This is a genomic window from Paenibacillus canaveralius, from assembly GCF_047238265.1.
Lineage (GTDB): Bacteria > Bacillota > Bacilli > Paenibacillales > NBRC-103111 > Paenibacillus_F.
The window spans coordinates 2,714,768-2,731,253 of the sequence record NZ_JBDFMM010000001.1 but is presented as its reverse complement, the minus strand read 5'-3'; the positions used below and the strand labels follow the sequence as shown (position 1 = coordinate 2,731,253).

The following is a 16,486-nucleotide window of genomic DNA, read 5'->3' as shown; positions in this document are numbered from 1 at the left end:
TATTTTTTAGTCTTTTTGCCAAAGCTCTCGGTTTACTTGGTTTTGTGAAGGATCCAGTTTGCCTGGTCCGCCAAATTGAGTGCTTCCCGCATCTTTTGGAGCATAATATTCCCTGCTTTTCTCCGTACCGTCCCCCGTTCCTCAAGCTGTTCCGGCATTTCTTCGGTTGTCCTTGATCGGGATTCCTCCTTTTTACGTTGCGGCTCCGCGCATAATGTACGGCCGCGCCGCCTCCCCCTCTTTTCTTAATTCTATCTCGCTTTCATTATTTCTTCCGTGATGACTATCAGGTAAGTACATGGAAACAACATGTAAAGTTCATTCTGCCGAAAAATCCATAAAGATGAGATGTGTTCTCTCATGAATGGATTGATTCTCCAAATATGTTTTTCTATAATAGAGCTGATTGCCAAAAAAAGAAAGGAGATCCCATTATAACGGAATAACGACCGTATACGTCGAGCATTTCCCAAAGCCGGCCCTTTAAAAACAGATAAGGAGTGATACTTGATTGGATCGCACATTTAGGCGCTATCGTCCCACTCTCTCATTTTTTACGGTCTTCGCGCTTTTGATCGGCTTATTCCCTTCCATTTCTGCAAGCGCTTACTATGACTCGGCCTCTTCCCTTTCCGCCAGTTCAGTAACCGGTGTGACATACGGCACTTATCGTTCAATCTCCTTGACACCCAATCCGGTGACCGTTGCTCCCTCTTCCCAGCAGCAGTTTGCGGTATATGCACAAGAAACCGGCGGAAACACGGTTGCACTTCAGGCCGGCGATGTCATCTGGTCTGTCGACAGCGCGATCGGTACTGTGGATGCGAAAGGCTTGCTGACGGCTGCGCCGGTCGGCGGCGGGTTCAAAGCCGGTTATGTCACCGCTTCTTACGGAGGGTTAAGAACCCAAGCGCTCGTCATGGTTGGAAGCAAAACGACAACCTTGCTTGAAGATTTTGAGAGCATTAACAACGGCAAAGCACTCTTAAGCGCGGGAACCGCGGGCGCAGCGGGAACGAAGAGCTCTATCGGCTTGGTCGAGAGACCAGAGCCGGTGCTTTACGGCAGCCGCTCTCTTAAATTTGCTTATGACATGAGAGGAACCGCCGGTACGTCGGCCGCATTCGTCAGTCTCCGGAATCCCGACACGGGAGCTCTCGACAGACCGATTGAAGGCACGCCGAAGAAGATCGGCGTCTGGGTTTACGGAGACGAGAGCAATCATTGGCTGCGCGCAAGGCTCAGAAATCAGGCCGGTGTTTCTTTTACGGTCGATTTTACGAGCAGCACAGGCTTCAACTGGAAAGGATGGCGCTACGTTACGGCAGACATTCCTTCCTCACAGCCGGGTCCCTTCAAGTTTATGGATCTATATCTGGTTGAAACGAAAGATACCAACAAAAATGCCGGGGTCCTATATTACGACCGGTTGAGCGCAATCTACTCAAACACCGAAATTACGGGGCTGGATCTGACCGGATTAACTCCGATGAAAACCGGCCAGAGCAAAAACGCGGAGGTCTATGTGACCAAAGCCAACAGCATCTCGCCTCAAAAAGTTGACAATGGAGTCAGCTTTTACAGCAGTAATCCCGATGTGGCAGCCGTAGACGCCAACGGCCGGGTAAGTGCTTTGAGCGAAGGAAAAGCGGTCATTGCCGCTATTTACTCCGACAGTCAGCCCGCGGTGTTTGAAGTGGAAGTCACCTCTGGAGAACCGCAGGTGCTCGGGATTCAGGCCTACGCACCGGAGCGGCTGGAAGCGGGCCGAACGGGTGCTTCCAAAGTTTTCGCCGCATACGCCGGCCTGGCAGATCCGCTCGAAGTCACTAAGGAAGCCGGTTTCGCAAGCTCCAACCCTTCCGTAGCCGAAGTAACGGCGGATGGAAAAATTATAGCAAAATCGCCCGGTATCACTTCGATTACAGTTAGCTTCGCGGGCCGGCAGACGGTTGTTTCCGTTACGGTTATCGAACCCGTTCCGGTTCTTACCAAAATTCAGCTGACAGACGTGAAGTCAATGAATATCGGAGCCGTGCGGCAGACCAAAGTGCTTGCCACCTATACACTGCTTGATATCCCTCAGCCGCCGGCGGCAGCGACAAGCGGCGTGGTCTTTACGAGCAGCAATCCCGCAGCAGCCGAGATCGACGCCGCAGGAGTTATTACAGCCAAGAGTATCGGTGTAACGACGATAAGCGCTTCGCTAAACGGCAAAACCGACACGTATGCGCTGGTCGTTAACAAAGAAACCGGCGCTCCGAAACGTGAAATGAGAGCCGCCTGGATCGCGACCGTCGAAAATATCGATTGGCCCGCAAAAGGAACTTACGATGCGGAGCAGCAGAAACAGCAATTGGTCCGTTTGCTTGACGAACTTGAAGCCACGGGAATTAACACCGTAATTTATCAGGTTCGTCCCACTTCGGACACGTTCTACCGTTCCGCCTTGAATCCGTGGTCCGCCTGGCTGACGGGGACGCAGGGCAAGGATCCGGGTTACGACCCGCTTGCTTTCGCCATCCGGGAAGCCCATAAACGGAATATGGAGCTTCACGCCTGGTTCAACCCTTACCGCATCAGCAACGATACGGATAAAAGCAAGCTGGCGGATAATAATCCCGCGGTTCTGCATCCCGATTGGGTCGTCAATTACGGAGGCAAGCTCGGTTACAATCCCGGCAAGCCGGAAGTCAAACGGTATATCATCGACAGCATCATGGAAGTGGTAAACAACTATGATATCGACGCCGTACATTTTGACGATTATTTCTATCCTTATCCCGTAACCGGAGTGGATTACCCCGACGCTGCGGAATATGCGGCCTACGGATCGGGTATGAGCATAGCGGATTGGCGCCGCAGCAACGTAGACTCGCTGATCCGGCAGCTCTCCGCCGAAATTAAAAAGTCCAAATCTTACGTCCAGTTCGGTATTAGCCCGTTCGGCATTTGGAGAAACAAAGCGAACGATCCGGCGGGTTCCGAAACGAACGGATTGGAAAGCTACTCGGCGATCTATGCCGACAGTAAGAAATGGGTGGACGAACAATGGATCGACTACATCACGCCTCAGCTCTACTGGAACATCAATTACAGTCCCGCCGCTTATGATAAGCTCATTGAGTGGTGGAAGCGCCAGGTAGAGGGCAAACACGTTCTGCTCTATGCCGGTCACGGCGTTCATAAGATCGGAGCAGACGATCCGAATTGGCTGGATCCGGACCAACTGCCTAACCAAATTTTATTCAACCGGAACTTCACTGACGTTAAAGGCAGTATGTTTTTCTCAGCCGCACAGGTACTGGAAAATAAACTCGGTTTTCAAGACCGTTTAAAAACCGATTTGTATCGATATCCGGCCCTCATGCCGGAAATGAGCTGGCTTTCCAAGTCTCTCCCCGCCGCCCCGGCCGTAACGGCAGCAGCTGAAGGCAGCGGAATCAAGCTGAGTATCCGAAACGAGGCGGGCGGCACGGCGGGCACCTATGTGATTTATAGGTCGGAAGGTGCCGGGGCAGCCGACATTTCAAATCCCGCTCACATCTGGAAACAGGTAAAAGCAGAACTTGCTGGACTTCAAACCGTGTCGGACAGCACTGTGCAAGCGGGCAAGACCTACACGTATGTCGTGACGGCTCTCGAACGCGGGAGCAGCCTGGAAAGCCAAGGAACCACCGTTACCGCAACCGCGCAGTCTTCTTCGGGTTCCGAGGGGTCAGGATCGGGAGGTTCCGGATCGACCGGCGGTTCAGGACCGACAAGTCCGACGGTTCCTGCACCTTCACCGTCGGGCGGGATTCAAATCATAGACCCGGCCGAGCTTAAGGAAACGGACGGTAAAATAACCGTTTCCGTACCGGCGGGCATCCGTGAGGTACATCTGCCGGCCGACACGGGTACGATTCTCGGCGGCAGCCGGCCGCTTATTCTTCAGTTTGCCGGTGTAAGCGTATCGATCCCGAACACGGTCATACAGCAGTGGCAGGCGCTGACCGCCGATACCGCCGCGAAGCTGGTTTTCAAAGCCGAACCTGTCGATGGGAACCGGCTGCAGGCACTGCTGCAAACGGCCAAGCACAAAATGGGTGTTGAGGTCCGCAGCCGGGGAATTTACGACTTCCGGATGGAAGTCAAAGCCGGAGGCAAATCCCAAGCCGTGCTGGACCGTTTCGCCGCTCCGCTTGAAACCGCGTTTCATGCGGCTGGAGGAAGCGACTCTAACCTTACGTCGCTTTATCACCTGTCCGTAGACGGAACGCTTCAATATGTCGACGGTCAGAAGCTGTCCGGCAGCGGAACGATTGTGGCGAGCATCAGCCATTTCAGTACTTACGGCTTGTTGGAAGTAACCAAATCATTTCTGGATGTCGATGCCGGCCATTGGGCGTATCCGGCCATCAGCGAACTGAGCCGCAAGCTGATCATAAACGGTGTTACCGAGAACCTGTTCAGTCCCCAGCGCCAAGTGACCCGTGCCGAATTCGCCGCCCTGCTCGTACGTGCTTTGGGACTTTCCCAAAAATCGGGTACCCCCTTCACGGACGTAAAAGCCGGGGACTGGTTCGCCGGGGAAGTCGCCGCAGCATTTCATGCGGGAATCGTAACCGGTATGACGGATTCGCAATTTGAACCCGGCGGAACGGTCACCCGTGAGCAGATGGCGGCGATGCTGGTCCGTGCCTACGAGGCGAAGCGCGGAAAGCTGACGGCCGCAGCGCCTTCCCTATCCTTCACGGATGCCGAAAGCATCCGCGAATGGGCTAAGGGAGACGTCGCGAAAGCGGTCGCCGCCGGGCTGCTGAACGGGCGCGAAGGCAACTTGTTCGCGCCTCAAGCTATCCTTAACCGTGCGGAAAGCGCACAGGCGGTTTACAATCTTTTGAAATAAACGGGCAGGTCGCCCGCCTTCCCGTAAAAAATACAAGCTGGCGCCGGATAATTCCGGGCCAGCTTGTTTTAATTGCGGTTTTTACGTACGCATTACTTGATGTAATCTTTGATGTACCGGTCTCCCCAATCGCACATTTGGTCGAGAATCGATTTTAACGACCAGCCCAGGGGACTCAGCTCATAGACCACTTTAGGAGGTACCTGATTATAGACAGTTCTGGTAATAACCTCGTCTTCCACAAGCTCCTTAAGCTGCTGGGTCAGCATTTTCTGGGTGATGGCCGGTATATCTTTTTTCAGTTCGCTCGTTCTTTTGGGGCCTTCGGTCAGGTAGCACAAAATAACGGTTTTCCACTTCCCCCCGATAACATCCAGAGTCGCTTCCACCGGAATATTATACCTATGTTTATTTTTTGATTTTACGGGCATCGGCTGCTGCACATCCTTATTGTCCGAATGTTTTTCGTACGGTTCCTACGCCCATTTTAACCCACACCCCTATCAATAACCAGTATTTGTCTAAATTGTGAACAGGTTTTCGGAAGGATAAAAAGAACTTGAAAAACCTTCCCGTAAAAGGAACTTTTAAGGCACCGATTGGTGCCTATGACACTTTTTGGTAGCCATATAACAAAAAAGTGCGTACTTCCCATTCCCGATTCCGGAAGGCATAATCCCCTTATACCCGAGTGCGTTGGAAGCAATTCGGCGTGCGTATTTTTATTATCAAGGAGGTTAAAAAATGAAAGTGCTGACAGTTGTTACCCACCCGAGAAGCGATTCCCTAACCATGGCGGTTACCGACCGCTTCGTTCAAGGCTTGAAGGATGCAGGACACGAAACGGAAGTGCTGGATCTTTACCGCAGCGGGTTTGACCCCGTCCTGAATGAACCGGATGAACCCGACTGGTCGGATAGCGGCAAGCGATATTCCGCCGAAGTGCAGACCGAAATGGAGCGCATGAACCGGCACGACGGTTTGGCTTACATTTTCCCGCTCTGGTGGTATGGTGTGCCGGCTATGCTGAAAGGATATATCGAACGCGTGTGGAACCACGGATTCGCCTATGGTCCCCGTAAGCTGCATCACCGGAAAGTATTGTGGCTGAGCCTGGCCGCGGCAACTTCCGAGCAGTTGGCCAAAAGAAAGTACGACGAGATGGTATACCATCAGCTCAATGTCGGTTTGGCGGAATACGCCGGTATTCAAACTTCTAAAGTTGAATTTCTCTATGATACGTTGAACGCCGATCCCGCTCATATTCAACGTTTGTTTGAACAGGCCTACAAGCAGGGGCTGCACTACAGCGGCGAGTAACGGGAATGTCTCTTTTCACGCTATAAAAAAGGCACATTTTCCCCTTGGGGCTAACGTGCCTTTTTCCTGGAATCCTTCTATTGCAGTTGCCACAGCCCGACTAACGTTGACAAAACAATGCTGATCCGGCGCGTTTTGAACGGCTTGCACTTTCGGATGGATGCCACGGGCAGTCCATATAAAACCTCCCTTGCGGCACAGGCTGCTTACTGTTTATACCGGAGGAGAAGGCGTGCCTAATCGTGAATCTCCTTTTGTCTGTTTCGGTTCCGGTACGTCCAGCCGAGCAGAACAATGATGCCGATGATTACGGAACCGAGTGATATCAGATAACTTCCGTAAGGCGACAAATATTCCACTTCAATAAGGGCGAAGTCGGAAGGAACGATCACAAAACGGACCGTTTCCAGCCAGGCCAGATGAAACCCGATACACATCCACAAATTTCCGGAGAAAATCCGGCACAATTGAAGCGCGGTACCGAAGGCAATCAAATTCACAATGTAGTCGAAAGTGATCAGTTCCCATGTACCCACTCCGGCGGCAACCATAGCGGCAGTCAAAGCGACAGGTGCTGTCACAAAAAGAACGACTTGCAGCAGCAGAGCCAGCCATCTGCCGAATCGCGTGCGCAGGTTGGTGTACAGATACCCCCGAAACGTCACTTCCTCCGGAAACGCCTCGTAAAAAAAAGCGATCGGAACGTTAATCAGAATGACAAGCAGGGTCTCGGCAGGCAAATGTACATCCACCACGCGGACCCAGCCTGCCAGCGTTCCCGCGAGCAAAGCTGCGCCCATCATGGCGATCAAAAAAACCGCGCCAAACAGCAGGTACGGAAGGCCCGACGGTAAAGGACTCAGCCCTAATCCGCTCCACGGCCTGTTGTCGGCATACCGTCTCAGCAAATAAATAAGCGGCACGGCGACACTCGACGTCACGAACGCAAGAATAATTTGTTGGGCAAGGACGGGAAAACCGTACTTTTGTGCGGCCAGGGTAACGATGACAGCCAGTCCCAATGCGGCAACGAACGACAGCCAGCCGAGCAGAATACGCCAAACCAAGTGAATTCTTCCTTCGGTATCCCGGATAAAACGCGTGGACGCATGGCTGCGCTGGGTATTAACTGAAGGGTTAATGGCACATTCTCCTCTCATAAACTACTTGGGTGCCTCTCTATTTTCTCTCTCGACACCTTCTATATATAATGGGATGAAAAGAATTATGTGATTGGAAAATAACCCATTTATCCGACAGTTCCCGGAATGGCCTTATGCTCCCGAGTTTTTGGACCTTGCCATGCTCTTGCTTTTCCCGGGCTGAGCGCACCTTACATAATCCCGCCGCAAACGGGCATATTAGTTCAGAAAAAATAGGCGTAAAAAGGGAGCGAAACATGTGGGAATTTTAAGCGGCAATCCGAAAGATGAACCGATGCACTTCGGAGAAATTAACAGTGTCTGGCAGTTTGCCATGGCGGCTAAAGGCTCCGTCTCCTGCTACCAGGCGTATCTAAATCATGCCGGCGATAAAGACCTCAAAAAAATACTGGACGATCTTATCGATCAGGCAAAACTAGAGATCAAAGAATGTGATACCTTACTAACCGATAACGGTATCCCTACGGCTCCCGTACTGCCGGAACGGCCTTCCGTTAAACTGGAAGATATCCCGCCTGGTGCCCGTTTCTCGGATCCGGAAATTGCCGCAAAGCTGGCCGCGGATACCGCGATCGGTCTGGTTGCCTGCAGTCAGGCTATGGGTCAGGCTATACGGGAAGATATCGGCGCATTGTTCGCCAAATATCATCTGACTAAAGCCGCACTGGGCACCCGGATTTTGGAGCTCAACAAGGAAAAGGGCTGGCTCGTCCCTCCCCCGCTGCAGCTGAAACGTCCTGAAACCGATTAAGCCTGTCTATGTTCGTGAATCCTGCCTCCCGGCAGGATTTTTTTATTCCTCCAAACTATTTTTTAGTCTTCGAGTCTTCTTCCCCCTTCTGGGTGAAAAATGTCAAAAAAGAGAAAATTTCTCCCTGATAATAAAAAAATCCCCCTTTTTCTGGTAAAAAGTTTAAACGATAATAGGAGAGCAAGCAGATTCATAGCCTTGCAGCAGCATACTTTTCAAAAATAAATGACTTCCGCTGCCGCCTGACGAAGGTACCGTTCTTTACATGCGGTTTTCTGCAATCAGGCTCATCTTAACGGCGGATCGTTCGGGGGTCATTACGAAATGAGGTGGAGCAGCGAAATACGTTCATGTAAGCGGTATCATATCTTTCTATTATAAGGAGGCATTACGTAATGAATTGGCAATCTATCCGCTCTCAATCTCCCAAGCAGATCCTGTTACGCGTTCTGCTCGTCTTATCCTTGCTTGTATCTCTGCTGCCTTTCCTCGGTTTGAATACGCAGCAGGCTTCCGCAGCATCAAGTGTTGCGGCTGCCGCTTGTACGGAAGCGGCTTGGGAATCGGCTAAAGTCTACACGGGCGGACAAAAAGTTTCCTATAACGGTAAAGTATTCGAAGCGAAATGGTGGACGCAGGGCGAAACGCCTTCCCAGACGAACACATGGGGAAGCTGGAAATACGTCAGCGACTGCACAGGCGGCGGCACGCCGGATACAACGGCTCCGACGGCTCCTGCAAGCCTGACTTCGACCGCCAAAACATCCACAAGCGTTACCCTTTCGTGGAATGCTTCCACGGATAATGTCGGCGTAACCGGCTACAATGTATACAACGGTTCCGCCCTGGCAGCATCGGTTACCGGCACAACCGCTACGGTTACCGGCCTGACTGCCAATACCGCTTACTCTTTCAGCGTGAAAGCGAAAGATGCGGCAGGCAACCTGTCGGCAGCCAGCAATGTTCTCTCGGTGACGACGTCCACGGACGGCGGCGGTACGACGCCTCTTACCAAAATCAACGGCGCCTACGTTGCTTCCTGGCATTTCCCGGCTGTGAGCACGGTTCCTGCCAACAAATTGACGCACATTTTCTACGCGTTCGCGGATGTCGCCAATAACGGCGTCAGCGGCGGCGATACTTCGCAAATCGCCCAACTGGTTACGCTGAAACAAAAAAATCCGAACCTGAAAGTTCTGATTTCCGTAGGCGGCTGGGGCCGTTCCGACGGTTTTGCGAGCGCAGCATCCAACGATGCGAACCGCACCGCTTTCGCTAACAGCGCCCTGCAGTATATCCGTACCAACAAACTGGACGGAATCGATCTGGACTGGGAATACCCGACTGCTGCGGATAAAGCAAACTACACTCTTTTCCTGAAAAAGCTTCGTGAAGTTCTCGATGCCGGAAGCGCGGCCGACGGCCGGACAGGCTCCAAAAAGTATGAAATCACCGCGGCTATGGGCGCTTCCGAGTACGGCGTACAAGGAATCGACCTGGGAAGCGTACACCCTTACTTCAACTTCATTAACATCATGACCTACGACATGCAGGTCGGTGCCAACACGCATCACACGAACCTGTACACCTCTTCTCTGAATTCCAGCTACAGTGTGGACAATGCCGTGAAGCTTTATAAAGGACGCGGCGTTCCATCCGAGAAAATCGTAATCGGCGGAGCGTTCTATTCCCACGGTGCCGGCGATTACACGTATGACGAGCTCAAAGCCAGCTATATCAACAAAAACGGCTGGACCCGCCAATGGGACGATGTTGCCAAGGCACCTTACCTCACTAACGGCAGCAACATGCTGAGCTATGACGATGCGGAATCTTTGACTCACAAAGTCAACTATCTCAAAAGCAACAACCTGGGCGGCATCATGTTCTGGGAGTATGGTCAAAACCTGGGCGGAGAGCTTCTGGATGCCATCTATACCGCTTTGAAATAAACCATGATTCCGTTCCGGAACGAAAAAGCTGTCCCGATGTCCTCCTTGGACCGGGGCAGTTTTTATTTTGATGGTTGACTTCCACGATACTTCAACCGTTTACTTTTGAGCGGAAGCATGGTATAGTTATTTCGAAAATAGTGGAAATAAGAAAAACGGCAGGCAGCATGTCAGGCCGGACGAAAAAGGGTGCAGCTAGCATGGAAACTAATCAAGCCGTTAAAGTACATAGGGCGCTGGGCGAGCATACGCGCTATAAAATCGTTCAAATTTTGTCCAAGGAAAGCAATCTTTGCCCGGCGGAGCTCGAGAGCCGCCTGGAATCGATCGCTCTTTCCACCTTGTCGCATCATTTAAAACAATTGGCGGACTGCGGACTGCTTCATTCCCAGAAAAAAGGAACCTACATTTACTACAGTCTCAATGAAGATACGGTCAAGAAATTTGCGCCTTATTTGTCAGAGTAGTTTTTTTGTTCATTATTTCGATATATCTAGAAATATCAAAAGTACACCCATTAAAATCCGTATGAAATACTTGCGTGCCTGAACAGCCTGAATACCCTGCCCTTTTTTATTTCTACTCCTTTTAATTTCTATATTTCTAGAAATATAATATTATAAGAAATGAGGATGACACATGTTTAAACCGTGGAAAATTTATATGCTTGCCCTGATCAGCTTTCTGGTGGGAACGTCCGAGTACATCATTGCCGGAATTCTGGATAAAATCGCCGCCAGTCTCGACATCTCCCTGGTTGCGGCAGGCCAGTTGATTACCGTCTTTTCGCTCGTTTACGGGCTCGGGACTCCCCTGCTTATCGCATTGACGGCCCGCTGGGAACGGCGCAACTTACTGATCTGCTCCCTGGGACTTTTTGTCGTCGCGAACGTGCTCGCCTATATACTTCCGGGCTTTGCCGCTTTTGTAGGAGCCCGCGTTCTGATGGCGCTCGGTGCGGGTGTGGTCGTCGTGACCGCCTTGACCCTAGCCGCCAAAATCGCCCCCTCCGGTAAACAGGCAAGCGCGATAGCGACCGTCATTATGGGCTTTACGGCTTCTCTCATCGTAGGTGTCCCGCTTGGAAGGCTGGTTGCTGCGGCTTATGACTGGAAAACGGTTTTCGCCGGGATCGGTGCGCTCGGACTGCTGGCGATGTTTATTCTGTCCGTCACGATACCGAAAACGGAAGGAGACGCCCCCGTTCCTCTTCGCGAACAGTTGGCTTTGCTCAAAAAGCCCCGGATACTACTGGCTCTTTCCGTGAGTTTCTTTTGGCTCGGCGGGTATTCCATCGCTTACACTTATATTTCCCCTTATCTGCTGACGATTACCGGAATGAATGAGAAAACGCTTGGCGCCGCACTGCTTGCATTCGGCATCGCCAGCCTCGCCGGCTCCAAAGTCGGCGGCTACAGCGCCGATAAGCGGGGAGTGTTCCGCACGCTCATGGCCGGCATGACTCTGCACGTTATCACGCTTATTTTGCTGTCGCTGGCTGCCCATACCCCTGTCGTCGTATTCGCCTTGCTGATCCTATGGTCGTTCGCCGCCTGGTCTTCCGGCCCGACCCAGCAGTACAATCTCGTCACCATGGCACCCGAATCATCCGGAATTATGCTCAGTCTGAACAATTCCGTCATGCAGCTTTCCATGGCGGCCGGTGCGGGGATCGGCGGCATCATCGTCGGAAGCGTCTCGCTGCATGCCGTTACATGGATCGGAGCTTCCGGAGTCGCTGCGGCAATCGTCATCAACTACGTCTCTTTCAAACTTTCGAACGCCCAAAGGCGCGAAGCAGAGAACATACAGCACACCTGACAGCCGAATGCAGGCGGCAAGTTATTCCGGCCGGAGCAGCTTTTTGATGGACGAATCATTCTTACACGGTGCTTTTCTGCGTCCTATTCCCTGTTCAGCTTAAGAACAACAGCCGGCAAGAAATCACATTCGTCTTTCCGCCGTATAAATTTGCCGCCCCTTTACAAATTCTCCATGATACACTTACTTAACGTTAACAAAGCCCTGCTATAGTCAGGTTTAGTAGTTCATACATACTATTCGACTTTAGAAGGGGAGCTGCAACAATGAAAAAGAATTGGCTTATCGCCGCATCGGCAGTACTTACGCTCGTATCCGGAACGGGGTCCGTTTTTGCCGCGGATCTGAAAGGTTCTACGGCGGATTCGGTCACCTACACCAACAATGGGGAAGCCGTGGCTCCGTCGGTTCCGGCCGTGAACATTGACGGCAGTCTGTATCTGCCCTTCCGCGCCCTAAGTGAAGCGACCGGCAAGTATGTCGATTGGGACGAGTTCCGCAGCCGTGTTTCTCTGACGGACAAGCCTGCGCTGACAGGCAAATACAAATTGAATGCCCCCGATCTGGCCAAAGGCGTCAAAATGGGCATCGGTTCCTCGCTGACCCACCTTCCGGGCGATCCGGACAACGTTTTCTACACAACGGCGGACCGCGGTCCGAACGGAGAAGTCGATGTGAAAGGAACGACCGTCCGTACGTTCCCGCTCGTGGATTACACGCCGACCATTTACAAAATCGAAATAAAAGACGGTCAAATCAACATTCTCGATCAATTTCCGCTTAAGTTGAACGGGATCAATCCGGCAACCGGAAAAGCTAACGTCAGCGGTCTGCCGAACATCAAAGGACGGGACGAAGTGCCTTTCGACGCCAAAGCCGAGAAAGAACTCGCATACGATCCGTACGGCCTTGACGTAGAGGGCCTGGCATACAACCCTAAAGACGATACGTTCTGGATATCGGACGAATACGGTCCCTCCCTCGCTCACGTAAAACGTGACGGTACCCTGATCGAACGCATCGTGCCTAAAGGCTGGTCCGCTCAAGTATCCACGCCGCTGGTTCCTGCCCGTGAAACGCTGCCGGCCGTCTACAACAAGCTCCGCCAAAACCGCGGCGCCGAAGCCGTAGGCATCACACCGGACGGCCGCTATATGTTTATGGCAATGCAAAGCCCGCTGCGCAGCCCGAATAAGGAATCCGACAACTCCCGTCAGCTGCGTATCGTCAAGTTCAATCTGGAAACGCTGGAGCCGGTAGCCGAATTCGCTTACGTTGCGGAAGACGCCAAAGGCTTTAAAGGATTGAAGCAGGCCGACATCGTCATTTCGGACCTCGTGGTGGTGGACGAAAATACACTGCTTATCGACGAGCGCGACAAAAATGCGGGAGACAAAGCACAGCTCAAACGCATTTATTCCATCGATCTGTCCAATGCGACCAACATTCTGGGCAAATACGATGACACCAAAGCGGCAGGTAAAACACTGGAGCAGATGACACCGGCCGAACTGAAAGCTCAGGGCATCCTCCCTCCTTCCAAAAGAACATTGCTCGATCTGGTCGCTTTCAAATATCCGTACGAGAAAGTGGAAGGCGTTTCCCTCGTAAACGGCAATACGCTTGTTATCGTCAACGACAACGACTTCGGCGTCGACAGCAGCTCCCCGGAAAACGGCACCGAGCTCTGGACGTTCAAGCTCCCTTACACCGTCAAGTAAACGCGTAACATCAGCAAACCCGGTCAGGACCTCGGTCCGCCGGGTTTTATTTTTTTGATACGGTTAAACCTGCAGATGCATGCAAAAGCGGCGAAAGCCAGCACTCCGCTCGCGGCGGTTGTAACGGAAAAAGCTCTGAGATAATCTCCCGGGCCGGCTTCGGCAAGTGTCGAATTAAGCGCGGCCGAAAACAAAATGCCGATCCCTGCTACACCCAAAGCGTTCGCCAAATACATAAAAGTCGTAAACAGTCCCGAACCGGTTCCGGCCGATGCCGCCGGCACTCGATTCAAAATCGTATTGGGAAGAGGTGTTGTGGCCATGCCCAGACCCAGCCCGTATACCAACAGAATCAATAGATTTTGAAAATGAAAGAAATGCGCGGCATCGGCTTGCAAAGACCAAATCAGCATAAATAAGCTCGCTCCCATCGTTAGCGTCCCTGTTTTTAATACGGCATCTCCCCATCTTTTCACCAACCACGCCGACATTAAAGAAGTGGCGAAACATCCCGAGCCAAGCGGTAAAAAAACTAGGCTGGTCGATTTAAGATCGAATTGCAGTCCCGCCTGCAAATAATAATTTAAAATGAAGAAAAAAGAGAACATGCTGAGATAGACAACTACCTCCGTGATGATTCCGATCCGGAATGAACCTATTGTGAACATGGAAAGCTTCATCAACGGCGCGCGTCCCGCCTCTTCTCTCCGTTTCTGCAGAAGCACGAACAGAACCAGAAGCACAATCGATAAAAGCAAGCATCTCCAGGTCCATATCGGCCATCCTTGTTTTTGCCCGATCGTTAACGGATAAATGAGCAAAAACAATCCGGACATAACAAGAGCAATGCCGATCCAGTCGATATCCGGTTCGCAATACCCGCGTGACTCGGGAACGACCGACAGTCCCACCATCACAAGCAGCCCAAAAGGCACATGAACCAGAAAAACGAGCCGCCAGCTAAGGCCGAACAGGTTTCCGTCCACCAGAAACCCGCCGAAAATCAGGCCAAGGGTGAAACCTATGCCGATAACGGCCCCATAGATGGCAAAAACCAGCCCTTTTTCCCTCGGGAGGAAGATACTCTGCATAATGGACAAAACCTGTGGTTGGATCATCGCTGCCGATAAACCTTGGATGATGCGAATGATAATGAGCAAAGTCGGGTTCGCTACCAATCCGCCGAACAAACACATGCAGGTAAAACCCGAAACCCCGATCCATAGCATACGTTTTCGGCCATATAAGTCACCCAGTTTTCCGCCCAGAATCAAAGCAACGGCAAGCCCTAACGAATATCCCGAAAAAATAAGCTGCGCTTCGGCAAAGCTGGCATGGACGCTCGCCTGCATCATCGGAAGTGCCACCTGCATCATGTAAGTGTTCAGCGAAATCATCAGCGTCGGCAGCAAAATCAGGACTAAAGCCATCCAGCGGCGTGGATCGGCATCCGGTGTCGTTCCGGGTTCCCTTGTACAGGCGGTAGTCAGATCTTTCATGGTTAATCTCCTCCTTTCAATCAGCGTCAAATTAAGGGAATCAGCATGAGAAATTGATTATTATTATCAGTGATAAATAAACCGGTGTTCTACCTGTAAAAGTATTTTTTCTACCTGTAGAAGGAGTTGGAGGAACAAAAAAAGATTCCGAACATGATCGCTATGTCCGAAATCCTTTTCAAAAGAATAAGCTAATCTATTCTGTTTTGGCATCCCGACGGGATAACATCTTAAGGTATTCGCTCGGATTATATCCATACATTTTATGAAAGGCTGACGCAAAATTGCTGAAATTGCTGTAGCCGACGGCCGCCGCCGTTTCTCCGACATTCATCCGCTGTACTTCCATGCAATAAAGCGCCTTTTCCATTCTCTGCTTGCGTACCAGTTCAAATACAGTCATGCCAAAACGTTCCCGAAAACCTTTCTTCAGCTTAAATTCATTGAGTCCGACCTTTCTCGCCAGGTCCCGGATCGATAACGGCTGTTCGAAATGACAAATCACCAGTTCCCTAGCTCGATCCAGCTTCTCCAGATCATCACGGGACAAAAATTGTTTTCCAAGCTCCGCTTTATGACCTTCTACTTTCCCGAACAAAGCGAGCAGCTCCATGGCTTTGCTCTCCATGTAAAGCCGTTTCATCGCTCTATCATAAGAGCAGTTCAGCATATCCGACACACAGCGATGAATTTCCGGCGTATTCGGGTATTTATCAATTCTGCCCTTATGCCGCTTCAGCCAGGATTCCATCCTCTGCTTCTCGGTAAAATCGGCCGCATAATGAAGCAACTCCTGCGGAGATAAGCGGATTTCCAGCATATGATTGCGGACACCCGCCTTTTTCTCTTCATATACCAATTCATCCTCAAAAAACAGCACATTGCCCGTCCAATCAGTGGTATGGCTTTCCTTTCCTTCCCACTCGCAATAAATATCGCCACTCAGGCAATAACTTAGCTCAAACAACGGACATGCCTCCTGAATACGAAGCTTCATATCCTGTTCATAGGTCAAGTCAGTTATCACAATTTCCATGCCGGAACGGACTCGCGTCCTGATAATGCTACCTTGTCCGATCTCGTGCGGAATCGTAATATGCTGCTCCCATGCCCGATGCCGGGATTGTCCGTGAATCAGATCCGTAAATTGATCTAAAAGACTATGAACTTCGCTATTAACTATATGTAAAGTCAAATGGACACCTTCTTGCCTGATTGTTCCAGAGATTATCTGCATTATAGTCTATGCCTATCAGGAATACAATTTTATATAAATCTGTTGAGCCACTGGAGAAACCCAATACCCGATTCGGAAATCCGGCAATCGTTTAACTGAACTAACGGAGGTACGGAAAAGGACAGACTTTC

11 protein-coding genes are annotated in these 16,486 nt (G+C 51.2%); 7 read left to right on the top strand and 4 right to left on the bottom strand.

All coding sequences use genetic code 11. From position 1 onward, the window contains the following. Window positions 1–511: 511 nt before the first annotated feature. Window positions 512–4,891 (top strand): family 10 glycosylhydrolase, encoded by a 4,380-nt coding sequence (locus ABC395_RS12550; RefSeq protein WP_413003469.1) that lies wholly within the window; start codon window positions 512–514, stop codon window positions 4,889–4,891. Window positions 4,892–4,983: 92 nt separating this feature from the next. Here ABC395_RS12550 and ABC395_RS12545 read toward each other — a convergent pair whose 3' ends face one another. Further along, window positions 4,984–5,322, bottom strand: a complete 339-nt coding sequence (locus tag ABC395_RS12545) for a winged helix-turn-helix transcriptional regulator (RefSeq protein WP_413003467.1) — start codon at window positions 5,320–5,322, stop codon at window positions 4,984–4,986. 313 nt (window positions 5,323–5,635) lie between these two features. Here ABC395_RS12545 and ABC395_RS12540 point away from each other — a divergent pair, with 313 nt between their 5' ends. Continuing rightward, window positions 5,636–6,211, top strand: a complete 576-nt coding sequence (locus tag ABC395_RS12540) for an NAD(P)H oxidoreductase (protein WP_413003465.1) — start codon at window positions 5,636–5,638, stop codon at window positions 6,209–6,211. A gap of 236 nt (window positions 6,212–6,447) precedes the next feature. On the opposite strand, the gene ABC395_RS12535 is transcribed toward ABC395_RS12540, so the two are convergent. After that, window positions 6,448–7,278, bottom strand: a complete 831-nt coding sequence (locus tag ABC395_RS12535; RefSeq protein ID WP_413003463.1) for a CPBP family intramembrane glutamic endopeptidase — start codon at window positions 7,276–7,278, stop codon at window positions 6,448–6,450. 334 nt (window positions 7,279–7,612) lie between these two features. Here ABC395_RS12535 and ABC395_RS12530 point away from each other — a divergent pair, with 334 nt between their 5' ends. From ABC395_RS12530 to ABC395_RS12510, 5 genes are all read left to right on the top strand, one after another. After that, window positions 7,613–8,125 carry a DUF3231 family protein gene (locus tag ABC395_RS12530; RefSeq protein WP_413003461.1) on the top strand — a complete coding sequence of 171 codons (513 nt, stop codon included), beginning with the start codon at window positions 7,613–7,615 and terminating at the stop codon, window positions 8,123–8,125. 395 nt (window positions 8,126–8,520) lie between these two features. Beyond that, window positions 8,521–10,077, top strand: coding sequence for a glycosyl hydrolase family 18 protein (locus ABC395_RS12525; RefSeq protein WP_413003460.1), 1,557 nt, complete (start codon window positions 8,521–8,523; stop codon window positions 10,075–10,077). Window positions 10,078–10,277: 200 nt separating this feature from the next. Next, window positions 10,278–10,544, top strand: a complete 267-nt coding sequence (locus ABC395_RS12520; protein WP_413003458.1) for an ArsR/SmtB family transcription factor — start codon at window positions 10,278–10,280, stop codon at window positions 10,542–10,544. Between the two features lie 172 nt (window positions 10,545–10,716). Continuing rightward, a complete protein-coding gene (locus ABC395_RS12515; RefSeq protein WP_413003456.1) occupies window positions 10,717–11,898 on the top strand; it encodes an MFS transporter in 1,182 nt (393 codons plus the stop codon). A gap of 266 nt (window positions 11,899–12,164) precedes the next feature. Next, complete coding sequence (locus ABC395_RS12510; RefSeq protein WP_413003455.1) at window positions 12,165–13,619, top strand: esterase-like activity of phytase family protein; 1,455 nt, start codon at window positions 12,165–12,167, stop codon at window positions 13,617–13,619. 23 nt (window positions 13,620–13,642) lie between these two features. Here ABC395_RS12510 and ABC395_RS12505 read toward each other — a convergent pair whose 3' ends face one another. After that, window positions 13,643–15,118 (bottom strand): MFS transporter, encoded by a 1,476-nt coding sequence (locus ABC395_RS12505; RefSeq protein WP_413003453.1) that lies wholly within the window; start codon window positions 15,116–15,118, stop codon window positions 13,643–13,645. A 196-nt stretch (window positions 15,119–15,314) separates the two neighbouring features. Further along, entirely contained in the window at window positions 15,315–16,355 is a 1,041-nt protein-coding gene (locus tag ABC395_RS12500) for a helix-turn-helix transcriptional regulator (protein ID WP_413003451.1), read from the bottom strand. Window positions 16,356–16,486 lie beyond the last annotated feature (131 nt).